Raw genomic sequence first — 19,019 nt, forward strand, 5'->3', positions numbered from 1 at the left:
GCCGGGGACGAGGAGCTGGCCCGCATCACCGGCGCCCGCGTGCCCACCGGCATCCCCACCGTGATCGCCAACCCGGTCGTCGAGCGCCCCCGCCGCAGCCCGTCGACCGGCCGGGGCCGCCGCAGCCGTCCCACCCAGGCCGCCGGTGACACCCGCGGGGCCGCGGGCCGCGACAGCCAGGGCTCCTCGGGCCGCCGCCGGGCGCCCAGGCGCGTCGCCCTCGCCGCGTAGCACCATCTCGGACCCCGGTTCGCCCTGCGGACCGGGGTCCGTACCCGTCGTGGGCCCGCCGGCACGGGCCTCCCACGGCGGCCGGACCCGGAACCCGCCGGCGGAAGCCGTCGGCCGCCCCACCGCCAGTGCCCCCACTCCCGCCGGCCCCCGGCGGGCGAGACACGGAGGAGTCCGCCCATGACCAGCACCCTCGAACACCCCGCGACCACCGACGCGACCGTCGGCGACCTCATGACCTGCCCGGAGCTGCAGGTCAGCGACGATGTCATGGTCGACACGGCGACGGACATCCTGCAGAGCTCCGGCGCCGACCACCTCCTGGTCCGCGACGACGACGGCCGCTGCGCGGGATTGCTGACCCGGCTGCACCTGGCACCGTTCCAGGCCCGGTCCTGGTACACCGAACGCACCCCGGTACGCGACATCGTCCTCGACCGTGCCCCGTTCGCCACCGCCGACATGCCCGCCACCACGGCGGCCGCGGCCATGCGCGCCCGCGGCCTGGACACGTGGCCGGTGGTGGACCACGACGGCCGCGCCATCGGCCTGCTCAGCCTCTAGGAGCCGTCCGGCCGTTCAAGGCTCCCGGCAACGGGGCCGGGGCCGGATGCTGCCGTCCCGACCCGCCCCTTCCGTGGCGGGGAGATCACGTGCGTGTTGCCCCGGATTGCGGTTCCCGAGGCGGTCTTGAGCACTGTCGGCCGGTGTGTGAGTGTGGGGCGGGCGTCCGGTGAGCGGAATCCGGGCCGTGGAAGTCGAACCGCGCCGCTCCTGCCGGGCCGGTCGCGGAGGACGGAGGAGAATCCGGTGCCGTCGCCCTCGCAGCCCCTTCGGAGGCTGGGATTCCTGACCATCGGGCTGTTCGACCCGGCCGACCCCGGCCACGGACACGAGTCGACGCTCCGGATCATCGAACTCGGCGAGCAGCTGGGATTCGACAGCGCCTGGGTACGCCACCGCCACCTGCAGTACGGGATATCCTCGCCCGTCGCCGTGCTGGCCGCGGCCACCCAGCGGACCAGCCGCATCCAGCTGGGCACCGCGGTCATCCCGCTGGGCTGGGAGAACCCGCTGCGGCTGGCCGAGGACCTGGCCACCGTCGACCTGCTGTCCGGTGGCAGGCTCAACCCCGGCATCAGCGTCGGCCGCCCCGGGCACTACGACCGGGTCGCCCCCGCGCTCTACCCCGACACCGCGGAGGCCGAGGACTTCGGCTACGGGCGGGCGCGGCGGCTGCTGGACTTCGTCCGCGGTGAGCGGGCCACCGACTTCAGCGGCTCCGAGGGCATCGAGGTGTACTCCGACCGGGTCCAGCCGGTCGCGCCCGGCCTGGCGGAGCGCCTGTGGTACGGCGGCGGAAGCCTGCGCTCGGCCCGCTGGGCGGGTGAGCAGGGACTGAGCCTGATGACCAGCAACGTGGTGCGGGCGGAGGAGTCGGAGGACTTCGCCGAGATCCAGCGCTCGCAGATCGCCGCCTTCCGCGCCCACCACCCCGAGGGCCCGCGCGCCCGGGTCTCCCAGGGCCTGGTCGTCATCCCCACCGACAGCGCGTCGGCGGCGCAGCGCGCCAAGTACCAGGAGTACGTGCGGAACCGGACCCCGCGTACCGCCGCCCCGCAGGGCTCCTCGCGGGTGCTGTTCGCGCGGGACCTGATCGGGACCTCCGCCGAGATCGCCGAGCAGCTGTACGCCCACGCGGCGTTCCGGGAGGTCGACGAGGCGGTCTTCGCGCTGCCGTTCACCTTCGACCACGAGGACTACGTGCAGATCCTCACCGACATCGCCACCGGCCTCGGCCCCGCCCTCGGCTGGAAGCCGGCGCTCTGAACCGGTGCCGCCACGGGGTGCCACGCGCCCGGCTCCCTGGACGGCCTGTTCACGGCGTGGCTCCGTGCTCCGGCCCGTCCGCCGCTGCCGGCGTGACCGGAAGGACGAGCCGCAGCGCGGCACCCGTCAGTGCCGGATGGAAGGAACTGAATACCTCCACCTCCGCCTCCACCGCCGATGCTGGCAACGCCTGGAGGAGCTTGCGTACGCGGTGCAGGCCCCACCCGCGATCGGCGCCCCGGGTGGTCCACCCGGCCTGGAACACCCGCCGCCCCCGCGCCTCGGCGGGCAGCCCCGGACCGTTGTCCTCCACCTCGACGATCGCCTCGGGTCCCTCCTGGGACACGGAGACCTGCACCAGACCGGTGTCACGGCCATCCAGGGCTTCCGCGGCGTTGTCCAGCACCTCGTAGAGGACAGCACGCATCACCGGGGCCGGGACGTCCACCAGCAACGACGGCGGACAGCGCAGGTCGACGTGGAGGCCCGGGTACTGCAGGCGGCACTGGGCCGTCAGCTCCGGCAGGACCGCCCCCAGGTCCGCGACCGCCGGTGCCGCCCGCTCGATCAGTTCCTCGGCGGAGGAGGCGCGGAGTTGCTCGGCCGCGAGCTCCGCGAGAGCGGCCAGTTCCCCGAGGCCCGCGCCCCGCTGCTCCGCCTCCAGGCGCCCGGCACAGGCCGGTACCGGCGCGAAGCGGTTGCGGTGCCAGACCGTCCAGGCACGGTCGGCCACGGGGACGGAAGGCGCGGCTGCCGTGCCGGCCTCGTCCGTGCCGGCGACGGAGCCGGTACGCTCCATCTCCTCCAGCAGGGCGCCCAGTTCCGTCTCCGCCGACGGACGCAGGGCACGCACGGCTCCGCACAGCGGGACGCGCAGGTCCTCGCCCGATGCTGCCAGCAGACCCCGTTCCAGCAGCGCGGCCGTTCCCCTGAGCACCTCGGGCCCGGCGCCCGCCCAGCCCGAACAGATCTCGGCCCAGTCACCGAGGTCCGCGGCCGTGAGCAGCCCGTCCTCCTCGTCGCAGATCGACAGGGCCGCCCACCATGCGGCCCGGGCCGCCGGACCACCGCACAGGGCCAGCAGTTCGGACCGCAGAGCGTGCAGGAGCGCGGGGTCCTTGCGCCAGCCGCCGCTCTCCGCGGCCCACAGCTCGGTGTGGGCGGAGCGGTCGACGGCGGTCTCGGCGTAGCGGAGCATGGTCCGCAGCAGCCCGGGGTCCATCCCGGTGCAGTGCTCCATCGCTTGCACGGTGGGGGTGCCGCCGCCCAGGGACAGGTGGGTGATCCACCGCAGGGTCCGCCAGGCCCCTTCGGGTGAGGTGCCGAGAATCCGTCCCAGCGCCGCGGGACTGTCTCCGACCAGGGCGTCCACCGACCACTGCCGGGCGAGGAGGCCCAGGGTACGGGCCCCTCGGTCGGTCTTCAGGACCGCGAGCCGGAGCAGATCGCACAGGCTGAGCACGGCGGTGGCCGCACGGTCGCTGTACCCCGAGGTCAGCAGGTTCCGGCCGACCGCCACATGCGGGCGGCCGTGCGCTGCCAGCTCCTGCGGGGGTGTGAAGGTTTCCGGGTCGGCGACATAGAGGTCGATGCGGCCCGTGGGATGCAGTCCGGACAGGGGCTCCTCGCTGAACAGCCCGTCGAAGAAAGTGAAGTAGCCGCCCTCGATCCGGTTCGCCACGGCACCCTCCCCGGGTCCCCCCAGGAAGCGGCCGAGAGCGTTGGCCAGGGCCACTGCCGCGTCGGGCGAGGACTCCCGGTTCAGCCGGTCGAAAGCGAGGAGCAGCCGTTCGGCGGACTCGTCGGCCGCCTTCCACGCGGCGACCTCCGGCGGCCTGCGCGCCGTCGGGTTCAGGTGGTACTCCATCAAATTCTCCGGGGTCCACGCCTCGTCCCACTCCGGGAGCGGGGCGAGGGCCTCGGGAACGGGGGCTCCCAGCGGCTCCCGGTTCAGCAGCGCCTGCGCGGCCACGAGTTCACCCGACCGCAGGAGCGCCCGGACCCGGGCCGCGGAGGCGTCCTCACCTGCGTGCTGATCCGCCGGAACCGGGCTGCCGGCGACCGCCCGCTCCTGTTCGGTGACGATACGGTCCAACTGCTCGGCGAAGGACCTGATCCGGTCCTCGACCTCCCGTTCGAGCGCGGTCAGCACCGCTCCCGCCGCCGCCCTCCGCGACCGCGAGCGCTCGATCAACGAGGTCACGTCCGGCCGTTCGAAGGCGATGCCCGCGGTCTTCGCACGGCGCTCCAGCTCGTCCACCCGCTGGCGCACCGAAACCGCCTCGGCCGCGCGCGCCTCCTCCAGCTTGCGGGTCAGCAGCTCGGCCTGGTGCCCGTCCGGCTGCGGCTCGCCGGCGAGCACCTGCTCCGCCGCATCATGTTCCCCCTGCTCCAGCAGGGCGTCGAAGGCCGCACGCGATGACACACCGCCCACGTGGCCGAGTACCGCCCCGGCGAGCAGATCGCCGTCCAGCTCGGCCGGCTCGCCGTGGGGCACGGCACCATCGCCCCGGCTCCCGCCACCGGACCGGCCGTGCTCCGCCAGCGCGATCAGGACGCCGGGGAACCGGATCCGGCCGGGCCAGTTGTCCAGCAGCGCCCGTGGAATCCCGGTCAACTGTCTTCCCTTCCGATCACCGGCAGTGAGGCGAGAGCACCGAGCAGAGCCGTCGCCGGATGGCGGGCCGGCTCTTCCAGCCCGTCGGCCTCCTCCCGGAGGGTGTGCCACATACGGTCCAGGAGCCGTGCGAACGCGCGGTGCTCCGGGGCGAGCGCCGGGAGCAGCGCGGCCACCGACCCCGACGTGTTCCTCTCGGCCTCGGCCGCGGACAGCTCCGCGAGACGCCGGGCCTCGGCGAGCATGTCCGCGACCCGCCGCGCGTAGGCAAGGTGATTGCTCCACTCGACCTTTTTCAGGCCCTGGTCCATGGCGAGCTGGTCCAGGTGGAGACGTGCGTCGAGCTCCGTGTCCGGCAGTCCGGCGGCACCTTCCAGCCGGAAGCCGTCGGAGGCGTCGCCGTCCGCCATGGCCAGGACCCGGGCGAGCAGCCCGTCGGGCGGCACGAACATCGCCCGGTGCATCCGCTTTCCGTCGAGGAACTTGAAGTGCTGGTCGGCCCGTTTGAAGTCGTTCACATCGGCGACGAGGCGGCCCCAGCCGTTCCGGACGTCCGCCGACCGGTTCCGCTGCTCGGCCCAGGCATTGATGTCCTGGAGCGGCACCGGGGCCCTGGTGGCGGCGAAGCAGGCCGCAGCCTGCCGGGCCAGCTCCAGCCAGCCGGGCGGCAGACCCTCGGTGGCCCCGCCGCCGGAATCGGCCAGCGCCTCGTAGACCAGCAGACCGGTGTCGCCGCCGTGCAGGAGCATCTCGGCCACCGCGCCGACCAGGGCCACCGTGCGGTGCTCGGCCGGCGAGTCGGCCAACTCCACCGCGCTGTAGTACAGCTGCTCGCCGAGCGGACCATGCTCGACCGGCACCGCCACGGCGGCCAGAGGCAGCGGCAGGGTCTCCGCTCCACCGAGCCGTGGGGCCAGCAGGTAGGCCTCCACGAACGCATGGCGCCGCCATGCGTCGTGCAGGAGCCAGCGTCCCCAGCGCTGTCGTTGCTCGGCGGAGCCCGTGGCACCGTGCAGCAGTCCTGCGGAGTCGGCGCGCAGCCGTTCGGGTGCCACGCCGGACGCCAGGCGGTTCTCCAGCACCGCCCAGTCGTCGGCCTCGACGGGCGTGGACGACAGCGAGGGCAGCGGGGGCAGATAGCCGGGGCGGACCGCGGCCTCACCGCCGTCACCCGGGCCCCCGAACCAGTCGCGAATGCCCAGGGTTCCGGCGAACTCCGCGGTGAAGGCGGTGTTCATGATGTGCAGGCCGAGCTCGGTGGGGGCGGGCCCCCGAGCAGGATTGACCGGCCGGTTGCCCAGCGGCCGGTAGCTGCCGACGACCATCTCATGGTCGGACAGCACCGCCCGGGCCCGGGCCCGGGTGCTCCGCAGTGTTCCCTCCGCGCCGAGGCGACGGTGGATCTCCGCGTAACTGCGCGGGGTCCGGCGCCCGTCCCTGAGCGGCGGATGCTGGAGATGGATCACGACGCCCTTGTCGCGCAGGCGCGACAACCTCTGACCGAACGCGTCCGTACAGGTCTCGGCCTCCGCGGAGTCGTCGGTGACCGCCAGCCGCCCGGTGGCTCCGTCGACGGCATGCTGGACCAGATCGGCGTACATCCCGTCCCAGACCGCCCGCACCACCGGCCGTCCCTGGTACACCTCCTCCACCGCCTCCATCAGCCGGTGGAGTACCCGGCCCCAGTCCGCTGCCCACCGGGTGGTGCCGGCGACCTCGTCCTGGTCCCAGGCCTCGTCCAGCTCCGGCAGCGGGATGCCGCGCAGTGCCGGGCCGGCGTCCACCGAGGGGTCGGCGGGCCGGCGCCTGCCGAAATCGGCCGGCAGCAGGGCGATGTTCTGCCCCACCTCCCAGTACGGATAGGTCCGCCTCGCCCAGCTCAGCAGATCCGCCACACAACTCGGCGGGTCCTCCATGCCCTCGACCGGCTTCACCAGCACCCCGGCCCCGGTGTTGGCCGAGAGCGGGCTGCTGGACCCCACGTACGCGCACAGGTCGTCGCAGACGACGACGGACGCCGCGCAGCTGCTGCTGCGCTGTTCGAGCAGGACGTTCTCGGAGAAGCGGGACTGGAGGTCGAACAGTGCGGTGGCGACCTTGCCCTCCAACGTGGCGGAGGGCGTGTCGCCCCAGAGGAACACGATCGTGACACCCCGCTTCGCAGCGAGTTCCAGCGAGGGCAGCACCTCGTGCAGGGCGTCGTACGTGATCCGCGGGAGGGCCAGGACGAGTTGGTGGGTGGCCTGCTCGATCAGCTCCTTCAGCACCCATTCCACGCCGGCCCCGGGAGCCACCGGCTCCACCGAACACCGTGCCCGGCGTACCTCGGCAAGTTGATCCAGTACCTTGGCCGCCTTGCCGCGCAGTTCCTCGTGCCGTTCCGGCAGGACATGCGGTGGGACCCTGTCCAGGCCCTCGGCCAGCCGGTCCAGGTCCACCAGCAGCGAGCGCAGGCTGTCGGGCGGAACCACCGTCAGCACCTCGCGGGACAGCAGCCGCTGGACGAACCTGCTGTCCGGCCGGTTGCGAACCAGCTCGCTCACCCTGGCCTGGAAGAGCTGAAGGGCCCGTCTGCCCCAGCCCTGCGGCATCTGGACAGGGGTGGCGGTGACCACGTCGGTCACCGGGTCCCGGTTCACCACGACCTCGACCGTGTTCCAGTGGACGGCCTCGGAAGGGTTCAGCATCGGGTTGGCGAAGGACACATCCAGCACACGCTGGCGCACCCCGTGCTCCCTGCGGTCGGTGCGCACCGCTTCACGGACCGCGCGCAGCAGTTCGGTCTGCGGGATGTCGGTCTCGGAGATGCCGCGCGCGAGCGGCATGGCGATGGCCCCGTTGGGGATCCGGTCCATGCCCTTGCGGTGCAGCAGGACGGCGGCCGTCACCGGGTCGAACAGGAACTTGCGCATCTGTACCTTGGCCGCGACGGGCCGGTCGGCCTGCTGTTCGCCGAGCCCCGGCTGGGCCGCCCGGGTGTTCTCCAACGTGTTCGTGCTGAAGTCGACGGCCAGGAACCCCCTGCTCCACAGGCCGTGCACCACGTCCAGCATCAGACGGTTCGGCAGGGAGAACAGCTCGCCCAGGTCCCGTACCGTGTTGCGGCCCGCCGCCACGGCCCGGAGCACCAGGTCCTCGAGCGTGGAGGCCCCCTCCTCCGCACCGAGTTCCATGCGCAGGGTGATCACGCGGCAGGGGATCGCGACGAGGACGGTCTCGGTCATCGGCTCTCTCCCGTTCCTGCGGTGGCGTCGACGAGGATCTCCCCCGTCGCGGCGTCGACGATCCTTCCGACCTCGCGGAAGGTCTTGATCACCGACTGCCAGGCGGCACCGCCATGGCGCTCGAAGTGCGGCAGGTTCCCGACCACCACGAGAAGTTGCTGGGCCCGGGACAGCATCACGTTGATCACGTCGTCCTGAGCGGTGTGCCCTACGTTCTGCCGTGATTCCGTGCCCCGTTCCGAACTGCGCACCAGTGAGACGATCACCGTCTTCGCCTGGCCGCCCTGGAAGGAATGAACGGTGTGCACGCGCCCCTTGAGGAAGTCGCGTTCCAGTTTCCCGCGTTGCTTGCGGTAAGGCGTCAGCACGGCCAGCTTCCGCGGGTCGTGCGTGGTGAGCCCCAGCTTCCGGACCAGATCCTCGACGAGGTCGACCTCTCCGGGGTTCCACCAGTACCCCAGGTCCCCGCATTCCGTGTGCTCGGAGGTGTCCAGCCAGACCAGGGGTGATCCCGCCAGGTAGCCGGGCTCGGTGGCCGAATGGAATTCCCTGATCTCCGGATCGGGGTCGAGGAAGGTGCCGCCGTTGCCATCCGGGTAGAAGGCCCGCGCGAAGGGCTGGGCGATGTCCGGATGCATCCGGAACTGGGTGTCGAGGGTGTCCACCGGGCAGGCGGGCACGGCGCGCTGGGTCGCGTCCCGGCCGTCGAAGAACCGGCCGAACATCTGGACGAACCTCAGATAGCTGTCACGTGCCGCGTAGTGCAGCTTGATGCGCTCGTCCGGGTGCTGTCCCAGGCCGTTGAGGAAGGTCTTGATGTCCTCGGCCCGGTGCGGCCCCAGTTGCAGATGGTCACCCACGAGGGTCCACCGCACGCCGAGGACCAGCGGCATGATGATCTCTGTCGGCCAGGCCTTGGCCGCCTCCTCGATGATCACCCAGTCGAACACGTCGGACGGATCGCGGACTTCGTCGGTCAGCGTGCCCGCGATCGAGCAGGTGGCCAGCACGATATCGGCACTCGCCCGGATCCGCTCGGTCAACTCCACCATGTTCGCCTGGGCCACCTCGGCCCACCGCAGCATCAGGGCCCGCTCCGACGGGTTGTGGGCCCCGATGTGGCCGTCCGCGACCCGCCCGCGGATCCGCTTGACCAGATCCTCGGCGATCGCTTCGGCGGTGAAGGGGCGCAGCTCGTCCGGAAGATCGTAGGCGTCCTTGTGGCGGGACAGTTCCCTGAGCATCAGCACCGACTGCTTGTCGATCGCCGGCTTGAGCAACTCCAGGCACTTGCCGGCCAGTTGGTCCAGCGCGTCGTTCGACTGCGCGCTCACCAGCACCCGTGCCCCGTGCTCGGTCCTGAGGAAATCACGCAGCGCATGGGACACCACCGTGCTCTTTCCCGTACCGGGCGGTCCCTGGAGGGCGTAGAACGGGTGCAGCCGCAGCATGTCCCGGATGATCCGGCCGGCCTTTCCCCGCAGCGGTTTCTCGCCGGGCCGCGCCGGAATCTGCAGCGTCGTGTCCCGCTGGGCGTGCAGCTCGATGGACTCGGGCGTGTGCAGGATGCGCGCCAGCCCCGCCTTCTGGCGCAGCGACCCCAGTCCCCGGGCCTCCCGCCGCAACTGGACCTCCGTGCCGCGATCCTCCTGCGGCCTGAGCCAGCCCTGGGTGGGAGGTTCCTTGCCCGGCGCGACCTCGACGACGATCGACCGCGCGTCCAGCCGCTCCTTCACCCGGACGTCGAACGAGTCCCCGCCGAAGTACGGGGTGGGCCGGTCGTACACCACCGAGACCATCGCCTGGTTGCTCTCGGCCAGCAGCCCCCTGGCGAAGTCCCCCAGCGGCGGCCGGTACCGGGGATCGGCACAGTAGGCGGTGAGCAGCTCGTCCTCGTGCAGCCACCTGCGTTCCCTGCCCATGTCCTGGGTGAGGACGAGACGGCCGTCCTCCGCTTCGGTGAGGGTGTACGGGTACTGGTGGGAGCGGAGCACCACGCCCTGGTAGTCCAGCATGAAGGAGACGGCCCGCAGCATCTCCTGGACCTCGGCGCTCTGCGTGCTCTGCTTGGTGCTCCGGACGGCGTCGGTCAGCTCCTTCCAGGACGGGCGGCCCTCCTGCTCGTCGTCCAGCGGCTGTCCCAGCCGGAACGGCACCAGATCCACCTTGCCGACACGTCGTTTCGGTTTGACCGACAGGATCTCCGACGCGAAGCGTTTGTCCACGAGATACTTGATGACCAGGGTGTCGGTGTGCGTTACCGTACGACGCCCCATTGCATCCAGGTCGAAGAGGAACGCGCAGAACCACGCGGCCTGCTGACCGATCAGCACCCAGTGGGCGTCACCGAGCGAGCGGGGATCACCGTCGACGAAGCCGACCGCTCCGCCGTGCCAGTGGACGAGCTCGGCCTCGCGCAGTTCCTCCTCCAGGAAGGCCTGCAGTTCCTGGCAGCCTTGGGGGGTGTCCGGGCTGTGGTCCGTCCAGCCCCGGGTGGTGTGGATGGTGCCGACCGACTGGTCGGGCATGAAGGCGAGCAGGCGGGCCTTGGCACCGTTCGGCACCGGTTCCAGGGCCAGGCAGATGCTCGACCAGTCCCGTTGCAGGGCCGCGGACGCCTCGAAGGACGTGCTGCGCTGGGTGGGTGAGGGGTCGAGCATGCCGAGCAGTGCCTTGCGCAGCGGGCGGGGCAGTCTGGGGGAGAGGCCGAGTTCGCGGCGCATCGCGGCGTGCAGGCGGTGAAGAGCCGGGAGCAGTTCGTCACCCTCCGCGCCCTCGACAGCGGCGCATTCGCCGGGCAGCCGGTCCGTCAGGGAGCCGACGAACAGCTCCCACGCCAGCACGCCGAGGCCGAAGACGTCGGTGCTGCCGTGGTCCAGGTGGCGCATCCGCTCGTCGCAGAAGACGGCGGGGTGGTTCTCCGGGGCCAGATAGGCCAGGTGATGGGCCTTGCCGACACCGGCCGGCGGGGTGAGGAACAACGCCTTCACGGCTTCGTCGTAAGTCGCCTTGCCGCTGGGGCCGTGGACCGACTGGAGCAGGTTGTTGAGCAGCGCACTGAGCTCGAACCGCGCCAGGGACAGGGTCGTCCGGGCCGGGTTGTCCCGTTCCGGATTGACCCGGACGGCGCCCAGGGTCAGGTTCCGGTGCACGATCCGTGTGCCGTGCAGCTGGCTCAACGCGTCCACGAGGAGGCTGAACTGCTCGAATGCGACCACGGGATGCTGCACGGCCCATTCGTCCACCACGGACCGCCACTGCTCGGCGAGCGGCTTGCCTTCGAGCCGGGTCATGATGAAGGCGGCCCGGAAGCTGCGGTCGAATCTGCCCTCCACGATCTCCGGCAGTGCCGGATGGCCGAGCATCTTCAGGCGTAACAGATTGCGCACCTCGTGGTCCCAGAGGTCTCCGCCCACCCGGTCGACGTCGAGGAACAGCGCCACTTCGCGTACGTCGGTGAAGTGGTCGCGGTTACGCAGGACGAGATGGATCAGCCGTCCCCTGATCAGCTCCTGGTAGTCGCCCACCTGCTTGTAGCGGCCGTGCCGGGCCTCCTTCCCGGTGAACAGATCGTCCAGCAGGTCCTTGATGCGCCGGGGTGGCAGTTCGTCATCCATGTGTCTCCTCGGTTCCTCCACCGTCGACGCCCCACGCGACGGAATCGAGCCTGAGCACCATCACGCCGTCATCGGTGGCTATGCCGAGCCGTCCCGACGTCAGTGGTGCGAGCTGGATGCACGGTGACCCCAGCGGGATGCGACGCACCGGATGCCAGCCGGACTCCGGACCCTCCCGCCACACCACGACGCTGCCCTCCCGACCGGCGGTCACCCGCGCCCGGGCCGGCCGGGGCAGGGAGACCGGCGGGTCGATCTCCGCGCAGTCGACGAGGGAGCCCGCGTGCTGGTCGTCGGCCCCCTTCGGTATGTCCGGCCCTGCCGGCTCGTGGCCGGAGGGCCCCTCGGCGGAGGCCGGAACCTCCAGCCGGGCACCGTCCGACGCTCGCAGGACCTGCACGGTCCGGCGCCCGGCGCACTGCTCGGTCACCGCCAGCGTCTCCGTGCCGTCCGCCAGGACGTGCCTCCGTACGGCGCAGACCCAGGACTCGGGTTCCACCGGGGCCGCGCCCGTACGGGCCGCGGCCGCCGGGTCCCAGAAATGGACCCGGGAATCGCGTTCCGCCACCGTCACCAGGATCCGGCCGGCCTGGGGCCCGCGCAGGACGCCGATCGCCCGGATGGGCCGGTTCCCGGTCGAGGTCTGGAGGAACTCCGGGCCGCCGGGCGGGGCGACCTGACCGGCGATCCGTACGATGCCCCGACGGTCACCGACCACTGGGACTCCGCCCCGGCCGGGCGTCGGCAGCGCGGCCAGGACGGGACCGGCACCGGTGCGCACCTCGGAAGGCCGTTCCTGCGTGTCGGCGAGGATCACCGGGTGGCCGTTTCCGTTGTGCACACGCCAGCGTGCGAGACGGCCGTCCTCCGAGACGGTGATCAGCCGGTCGGGGCCCGACGGCCCCGGGACGCCCACGAGCCCGGCCAGCTCCGTGTGCGCGCTCGACCGGTGGACGAGTACGGGCACCGCTCCGCCGACCTCCCACAGCGCCAGTTCCCCGGACTGATACGCCGCCACGACCAGCGGTGCGCCCTCCGGACCGCACACGGGCACCAGCCCCACCACGTCGCGGTGGGACACCGCGTCGGAGGCCGGCGACAGTGTTCCGTCCGGGCCGAGAAGAGCGAGATGGCCGGCCTCGCCACCGAGGACGAACCGCCGGGACCCGTCGGGCAGTGCCGCCATGACGCGCACCATCTCCGTGCAGGCCGCGTGCCGCGACTCGGTCCGGCCGACGCCGGCATCCGTGTCGGTGTCGGTGTCCCAGAGGCGAACCGTCCGGTCGTCGTGGGCCACGGCCAGCAGGCCGGGTCCGGCACTCCCCTCACCGTCCTCCCGGCCTACCGAACCGAGTGCGGCGAGCGCGGTCACCGCGCTTCCGCCCCCGCTCAACAGCATGGTGGGGTGGTGATCGCGCCAGGGTTCCCACACCATCACCGACCCGTCCAGAGAGCCGGTCACCAGCCAGGGGGCATCGGCGTGCGCGACGAGTGCGGTGATCGCGGCGGCGGAGCCACCGAGCTGCAGGTGCAGGGGCGCCTGGCGCAACCGTCCCCAGACGACCTCCCAGTCCGCGCCGGGACCGGCGGCATGCGGCAGGCCGGCCGCCCGGACCCCGCCGAGCTGGCGCAGCCCCGGCCGGTCGCCCGGCTCCGACTCCTTGATCAGGTGCGCCGACGCGACCGTGCCCAGCACCTCGATGGGCAGGTCGGTGGGAGCGGTGGCCGTACCCCGCCCCGGCGTCAGCGCCAGAGAGCTCAGTGAGGCCGGCGGCAGCCGGTCGACGACGGCAGGCCGCGCGGCCAGTGCCGTCCAGCCGTCCGTGCCGCAGTCCGCCGCGTACTCCGCGAGCCGGTGGGTCAGATGAGGACTGAGCGGCTGTCCGGCGCCCGCCTGCACCGCCGCGAGTTCCAGCAACGCGGTGAGCATGGCGTACCTGTGGTCCGGCGAGCCGTCCCGGAGCAGCTGCTCGGCATAGCTGCGGTGGGCCAGCCGGTACACGCTGCGCCGGTCCTCGCCGTCCACCAGGACGTAGGCGGCGGCACGGCTAAGGAACAGCTCCAGTTGCTCGTCCTCGATGGGGCCTTCGGCCTCCGCGATCCCCGCGGCGGCGTGCGCCCAGATGCCCTCCGCCAGCGGCAGCCCGCGTCCGTGTGCGAAGGCCAGGGCCCGCAGCAGAGGCTCGGCCGCGGGGAGCCCTGCCGTGATCCGCTGCACGGCGGCCCCGAAGAGCCCGCTCTGGTCGCGGTCCAGCAGCTCGGCGAGGGCGGCCCGGTCTGCGGGGCCGGGGGAGAGCACGGCCGGCCGCTGCGCGATCTCCTGGACCACCAGAGCTGCCTGGAGGAATTGCCAGGACCCGTCCCGCACATGGGCTTCCACGGCGTCCGCCACGGTGCCGGTGACCGTCTCCTGCGAGGCGGGGTCACCCGTGGGGTGCTCGCGCAGGATGCCGCGTACCCTGCCCTCCACGTAATGGCGGGCCGCCGACGGATCCGATTCGAGGGTCAGGATCTGGGCGTGTCCGGAGGCCGAGCCGAGCAGCTCCGGCAGGGCGGGGTACCCACCGGCGTCAGCCGACCGCTGCTCGCCCGCAGGGGCGGCGAACCGGGTCGGCCGGGTACCGATGAGCAACCGCACCCCGGGAACCGTCGTAAGCTCGCGCAACAGGGCGGCGATGTGGAAGGGATCCCTGGCCTCGTCGAGCGCATCGGCGACGATCAGGGCCCGCAGCGGCGTCCCCGCGGCCGGGGCGTCGTCGCCGGATGTCTCCGCCGGGCCGTTGCCGGCCGATATGTGCCCGGCGTCGGGGTGCCGGGTGAGCCAGGCCAGATGTCGGCGTACGGCGTCCAGTGCCGCACCCTCCCGGTCGAGGCCGTCCTGGTCGTCCTCGCCGGGCGTACCGGGGGACAGGTCGAGCTGCTCGCGCAGCTGCCGGACGACGTCGGAGGGCGTGTTCCCGGTCAGCGGCAGCACCGCGACCACCGGTGGGGCCGGTTCCGGTCCGTCCGGACCGGACCACCGCCGCAGGGTCTCTCCCAGGAGTGCGGACTTGCCCGCGCCGGGCGCGCCGGTGACGACGAGCACTGCCGCCCCGGTGTCGTCGGCGTACCAGCCCGCGATGGTCCGCAGATGCGCTGCTCGACCGGTGAAGTCGGTGACCACTTCGAGGAACCCCACCTTGTCCGGTACGGGCCGGCGCGGCCATGCCTCGGGTGCTTCGTCGTAGCGGCTCTGCTGCCGGCGTAGTTCGGCCACCGTGGTCGCCCCGGTGAGCGGCACCCGGTCATGGACGCGGAGCCGGAGTTCGGCGCCCGTCTCCTCGCCCACGAGCTCGGCGTAGCAGCGGTGACTCTTGAAGTGGCCCTGGAGTTCCCGGAGGCTGAACTCGTCGACGGAGGTCTTCGTCTCCAGGAACCGCTCCAACAGACTGCGGAAGGTGCCCAGATAGCTCTGCGCCGCCGGCTTGCCCGTGGCGATCAGCAGGAGGGAGCGGGTCCGAGCCTTCCCGGTTCCGTTGAACCGGCCTGCCATGTCGTGGGCGAAGTTCCACGAGTTGCACGCCTCCAGCACGACCAGCGTCCACAGGCTTTCGTCCCACTCACGCCTGAGCTGTTCGGCGTGGACGTAGTGGGCGAGCATCTCGGGGGTCACCCGGGCGTTGCCGCGGTCCTTCGAGCCCGGTACGACCAGTACCGGCCCCATCATCACCGCCCGGCCGTGGCCGAACCACAACAGTGCGGAAGGGCGGGAGAAGTCGTCGCCGCCTTGCTCGCCGGCCCAGTGCGCCAGCGCCTCGTCGGCCTCGGTGAGCGACCGCACCGCGTCACCGGCCAGGGGGAGAGCAACGGCCTCCCCGCCCATCCGCCGGAGTACGGCCGAGGTCAGTGCGGCCTCGCCGACCGTGTCCGCGTCCGGAAAGCCGGTCACCGGTCCCACCGCGAGCGCGTGCACCGCGAACGAGTCCGCGACCTCGGCCTCCATGTCGTCGAAATCAGAGGCCATGCGTCAGACTTGCCGCTCCGCTGCCAGGACGAGGACAAGCCGTGTCACCGGCTCCTTGCCGCCGGTGACCTCGAACTCGTACAACCCCGGTCGGCCGGCCACACAGGTCGCCACCAACCGTCCGTCCGCTCCGGGTACCGGCTTGAGCTCCGGGTACAGGACCTCGCCGAGCCCGCTGACCTCCTTGGCGCTGCAGCTCAGATCGGAGTCCCCGGCCCAGCCCGACACCTCGATGGTGAAGGGGGCGCCGGGCTCGGCCCACTCCGGGGCGTCGAGATCGAACGTCCCGTCGCCGAGCATGGCACCGAGTTCGTCGGCGTGGCGCAGGCCGCGCAGCATGCCGCACGCGAGATCGAGGACGGTACGGCTGCGGGCCAGGGCCCCGTGCTCCTGATGGACGTGGACCGGCCGCTCACCGGAGCCCGGCAGATGCGCCGCGAACTGGTACACCGTGCCGTCGCCCTTGCGGTTCTCCCTGCGGGGCCGGCCGTCGGGGTGGAACAGCACACGGTGGTCGCGGGGATCCCGTTCGAGGATCTCCTCCATGCCCACGGCAGCGTCCCCCGCCATGTGATAGCTCTGCAGGGTGCGTTCGCCGAGCCCGACCACCATCGAGTGGTCGGGCAGGGTGATGCTCTGCCTGCCCTCCCGTCTCCGAAGGGCGTCCTCGACCAGGTCGCGCCGGCCGCCCAGCGCCACCAGGTCCTCGGCGGTCGGCACCCGTGAATCGAGGCCGAGGTCGAGCGCCCGGTAGGAGGGGAGCAGGTCGTACACGCCCGGCATGCTCCGTGCTGCGTCCCGCAGGACGGTCCGGGGCAGCGGGAGCGGCGCTCCCTTGCCCGAGTTGAGCATGACGGCCGCCTTCACCGATCCGGAGAAGGGGGTGCCGACGGTCATCACGGCCCGGATGTCGGTACGGAGGCCGTCGTGGCGTATGAGCTCACGAACGAGGAGCCCGCCCATGGAGTGGGCGACGAAAACCAGCCGGGCCGGTCCGGCTTCCGGGTGCCCGTCCAGATAGTGACGGTGGGCGGGGTGCTGACGCCAGGCGTCGAGGTGGCGGCGGGCTGCGCCGGCCAGCAGCCCTCCGTTGTGCTCGACCGGGAGCCGCCAGTCGTAGGGGAACGGGAGGACCGCGCTGCGGTGCACGGCCGCGTGGCGCAACTCGCTGACGAGCTCGTTGTAGGGCTGCGCGCGGCCGAATCCCGGCAGGCACTCGGCGACGTTCAGCAGGCCGGTCGGCTCGATTCTCCCGGTACGCCCGGCGAGTTCCCCGGCGGTCAGACCGAGCGCGCGGAGACGGCCTGTGTGCATACGGGCCGTGTACTCGAAGAGCCGCCCGACTCCCCACAGTTGGTTACCGCTCTCGACGTCCCTGAGCGCGCTGCCCATGATGCCCGGGACGACGACCACGGCATCGTGGAGACGTCGCTCGGGTACACGTAATCCGCCCATGCTCCACACCCTTCGAGCCGCAGCGCAATTGCTGCTCCCCACACACTCTGCGGTGGCGGCAAAAGGCTAGCACGGGGGGATGTGACGCTCGCCACGTCTTGTGGGCAGGGCCATCAGCCCCTGGAAGCACGGTCCTTCCCGCCCGTGCGCCTGTGCGCCCCGGCTGGCTGCGGGGCCGCGGCACGTCGGCTTCGTCGGCGACCGGTAGAGGAAAGCAGGCCGTCGAGGAGGCCGGGCCGCGTCCTCCAGCAGTTCCCGTACCGTTCCCGGAGACGGCTGGTCCGGGCGTCCGGCGAGGCCGATGAGCAGGGCAGCCGTGAGCGCATCGCCCGCTCCGATGGTGCCGACCACCTTCTCGAATCGGAGCCGGACAGACTGGAGGCCGGAAGGCCGACAGCTTCAATCCCGGCACGTGCCTTGCCCGGTGAACGGCCGGCAGATGCCAGAGGCCTTCGGCGAAGCCGGTGCTGCGACGTCGCCCGAGCAGCACCGTGCCGTTGTCGGCCTGGGACGAGGTGGACGCCGACGATCAGCATCCGCGGGTCCGCCCCGGGCGCGCGGCGCGCGGTGTCCGAAGAGTGGCGGGCGTGGTCGGGCGGGTTCACGGCGTCCTCCCGACACACGCGTGCAGGGCCGGGCCGGCCGGTGGTTCGAAGTCGGTCACAGCGTTCCCGCCTGGCTCTCGTCGCTGTCCGGGTGCTCCCCGGCGGCCGGGCGGCGCTGCGCCGGGACGCCGGTGTGTTCGTTCTGCAGGTCCCACAACTCCCGGAAGCGGCTGCGTTCGTCGGCCCTCGGCGGCTGGGGTGCCGGGCGCGGATCAGGACTCCCGGGCCGGGCCGCCGCCCTGTTCGATCTGGTGGATGAGCCGTTTGAGCTGGGTGACCTCGTCCTGGAGGGCCTGGTGACCGGCGGGGGTGAGGGAGAGCCAGGTGCGGGCGCGTCTGCCCTCGTAGCCCTTCTCGATCCCGACCAGGCCGGCCTTCTCCAGCACGGTGAGGTGCTGGCTGAGGTTTCCGGCGGTCAGGCCGAGGGCCGTGCGCAGGAAGCCGAACTCGACCCGGCGCGCCTGGTGGGCGATGGTGAGGATGCCGAGGCGGACGCGCTGGTGGACCACGTCGTCGAGACCGGTGGCAGGGTGCGGGTCGAGCTGGTCCGGCTCGATTGGCCGGGAGGGTTGGGCGGTCATACGGAGTTGCGCCGGTGGGACCGCTCGGCCAGGCCGAAGCCGAGTGCGCCGAGCAGGAGCAGGACACCCGGTACGCCGTACCGGGGCACGCCGGACCAGGGCGAGGTGAACGGGATCCCCGACCAGCCGGTGGTCAGCGGTACCAGCTCGATGGCCAGGTACGCGGCGGCGAGCAGCAGCAGGCCGGGGCTGCGTTCCACCCGGGCCAGGACCAGCAGCGGCAGTCCGACGGCCGTGGCGTTCCCGGCGAGCCGTGCGAGGAACCTCGTCATCCCGGAGGCGGGATCGAGGTGCAAGCCCCAGAGGTCGAGCGGTTCGCCGGGCTGCGGCATGCCGTTGCGCAGGCTCCAGACCGCCGTGGCGGTCACCAGGCCGACCAGCGCCACCCCGGTGAGGATGTACGGCCGGACCGGGGTGCCGACGCCGCGGGCGCGGGAGCGGCGGATGTAGAAGAACGCCGTCGCGGCGTAGGCGAGGGCGAGGCCGACGGGCCAGTAGACCGGCGAACCCTGTCTGGCCAGGGTGCAGCCGGTGCCCGCCGTGGGGTCGGTCGGCGGGCAGGGCACCGGCTCGAGCGTGAAGGTGAGGCGGGTGACCAGGATCCCGCCCAGCGTGAGTACGCCCAGCAGGAGGAGGGGGAACCAGGCGCCGCGCTGCGCGGCGCGGACCCGGCGGGTCAGCTCGCCGAGGCCGGCGAGGAGTTCGCGGGGAGTGCCCGAGGCGGGCAGCGATGCATCTGTCATGCCATCAGATTTGCATCACAAACCAGTTATGGCAATAGACCCTTGAGGGTCGGGCACCCGTCGGGTGGCGTGGCCCGCCGGACGGGCCGTACCCCGCCCGGTCGGTCACGGTC

Annotated in this window: 9 protein-coding genes and 1 pseudogene; 3 read left to right on the forward strand and 7 right to left on the reverse strand. The window is 72.2% G+C overall.

Annotation, left to right across the window (positions count from 1 at the left end):
- From AB0D08_RS17800 to AB0D08_RS17810, 3 genes and pseudogenes are all read left to right on the forward strand, one after another.
- Positions 1-231, forward strand: a pseudogene (locus tag AB0D08_RS17800) (ATP-dependent helicase); the annotation flags it as partial.
- A 180-nt stretch (positions 232-411) separates the two neighbouring features.
- On the forward strand, positions 412-795 hold the full coding sequence (locus AB0D08_RS17805; protein WP_359889739.1) for a CBS domain-containing protein: 384 nt from the start codon (positions 412-414) through the stop codon (positions 793-795).
- Between the two features lie 246 nt (positions 796-1,041).
- On the forward strand, positions 1,042-2,061 hold the full coding sequence (locus AB0D08_RS17810; protein WP_359889742.1) for an LLM class flavin-dependent oxidoreductase: 1,020 nt from the start codon (positions 1,042-1,044) through the stop codon (positions 2,059-2,061).
- Between the two features lie 49 nt (positions 2,062-2,110).
- On the opposite strand, the gene AB0D08_RS17815 is transcribed toward AB0D08_RS17810, so the two are convergent.
- The 7 genes from AB0D08_RS17815 to AB0D08_RS17845 form a co-directional block, all read right to left on the reverse strand.
- The gene (locus AB0D08_RS17815; RefSeq protein WP_359889744.1) at positions 2,111-4,678 is read right to left on the reverse strand and encodes an ATP-binding protein; all 2,568 of its coding nucleotides are present in this window, start codon (positions 4,676-4,678) and stop codon (positions 2,111-2,113) included.
- Positions 4,675-7,902, reverse strand: coding sequence for a hypothetical protein (locus AB0D08_RS17820; RefSeq protein WP_359889747.1), 3,228 nt, complete (start codon positions 7,900-7,902; stop codon positions 4,675-4,677). The genes AB0D08_RS17815 and AB0D08_RS17820 overlap by 4 nt, the downstream gene beginning before the upstream one ends.
- Positions 7,899-11,519, reverse strand: a complete 3,621-nt coding sequence (locus AB0D08_RS17825) for an AAA domain-containing protein (protein WP_359889748.1) — start codon at positions 11,517-11,519, stop codon at positions 7,899-7,901. The genes AB0D08_RS17820 and AB0D08_RS17825 overlap by 4 nt, the downstream gene beginning before the upstream one ends.
- On the reverse strand, positions 11,512-15,522 hold the full coding sequence (locus AB0D08_RS17830; RefSeq protein WP_359889750.1) for a hypothetical protein: 4,011 nt from the start codon (positions 15,520-15,522) through the stop codon (positions 11,512-11,514). Before AB0D08_RS17830 ends, AB0D08_RS17825 begins: the two co-directional genes overlap by 8 nt.
- A 3-nt stretch (positions 15,523-15,525) precedes the next feature.
- Positions 15,526-16,836, reverse strand: coding sequence for a hypothetical protein (locus AB0D08_RS17835; protein WP_359889753.1), 1,311 nt, complete (start codon positions 16,834-16,836; stop codon positions 15,526-15,528).
- Between the two features lie 958 nt (positions 16,837-17,794).
- The gene (locus AB0D08_RS17840) at positions 17,795-18,163 is read right to left on the reverse strand and encodes a transcriptional regulator (protein ID WP_359889755.1); all 369 of its coding nucleotides are present in this window, start codon (positions 18,161-18,163) and stop codon (positions 17,795-17,797) included.
- The gene (locus AB0D08_RS17845) at positions 18,160-18,906 is read right to left on the reverse strand and encodes a hypothetical protein (RefSeq protein WP_033822074.1); all 747 of its coding nucleotides are present in this window, start codon (positions 18,904-18,906) and stop codon (positions 18,160-18,162) included. The genes AB0D08_RS17840 and AB0D08_RS17845 overlap by 4 nt, the downstream gene beginning before the upstream one ends.
- Positions 18,907-19,019: the final 113 nt, after the last annotated feature.

The organism is Kitasatospora sp. NPDC048540 (assembly GCF_040651175.1).
Lineage (GTDB): Bacteria > Actinomycetota > Actinomycetes > Streptomycetales > Streptomycetaceae > Kitasatospora.

What these genes read in the sequence shown, in the direction of transcription:
- AB0D08_RS17840 (WP_359889755.1), bottom strand. Translation starts at nt 18,163, where the DNA reads ATGACCGCCCAACCCTCCCGGCCAATCGAGCCGGACCAGCTCGACCCG.
- AB0D08_RS17845 (WP_033822074.1), bottom strand. Translation starts at nt 18,906, where the DNA reads ATGACAGATGCATCGCTGCCCGCCTCGGGCACTCCCCGCGAACTCCTC.
- AB0D08_RS17825 (WP_359889748.1), bottom strand. Translation starts at nt 11,519, where the DNA reads ATGGATGACGAACTGCCACCCCGGCGCATCAAGGACCTGCTGGACGAT.
- AB0D08_RS17830 (WP_359889750.1), bottom strand. Translation starts at nt 15,522, where the DNA reads ATGGCCTCTGATTTCGACGACATGGAGGCCGAGGTCGCGGACTCGTTC.
- AB0D08_RS17835 (WP_359889753.1), bottom strand. Translation starts at nt 16,836, where the DNA reads ATGCACACAGGCCGTCTCCGCGCGCTCGGTCTGACCGCCGGGGAACTC.
- AB0D08_RS17820 (WP_359889747.1), bottom strand. Translation starts at nt 7,902, where the DNA reads ATGACCGAGACCGTCCTCGTCGCGATCCCCTGCCGCGTGATCACCCTG.
- AB0D08_RS17805 (WP_359889739.1), top strand. Translation starts at nt 412, where the DNA reads ATGACCAGCACCCTCGAACACCCCGCGACCACCGACGCGACCGTCGGC.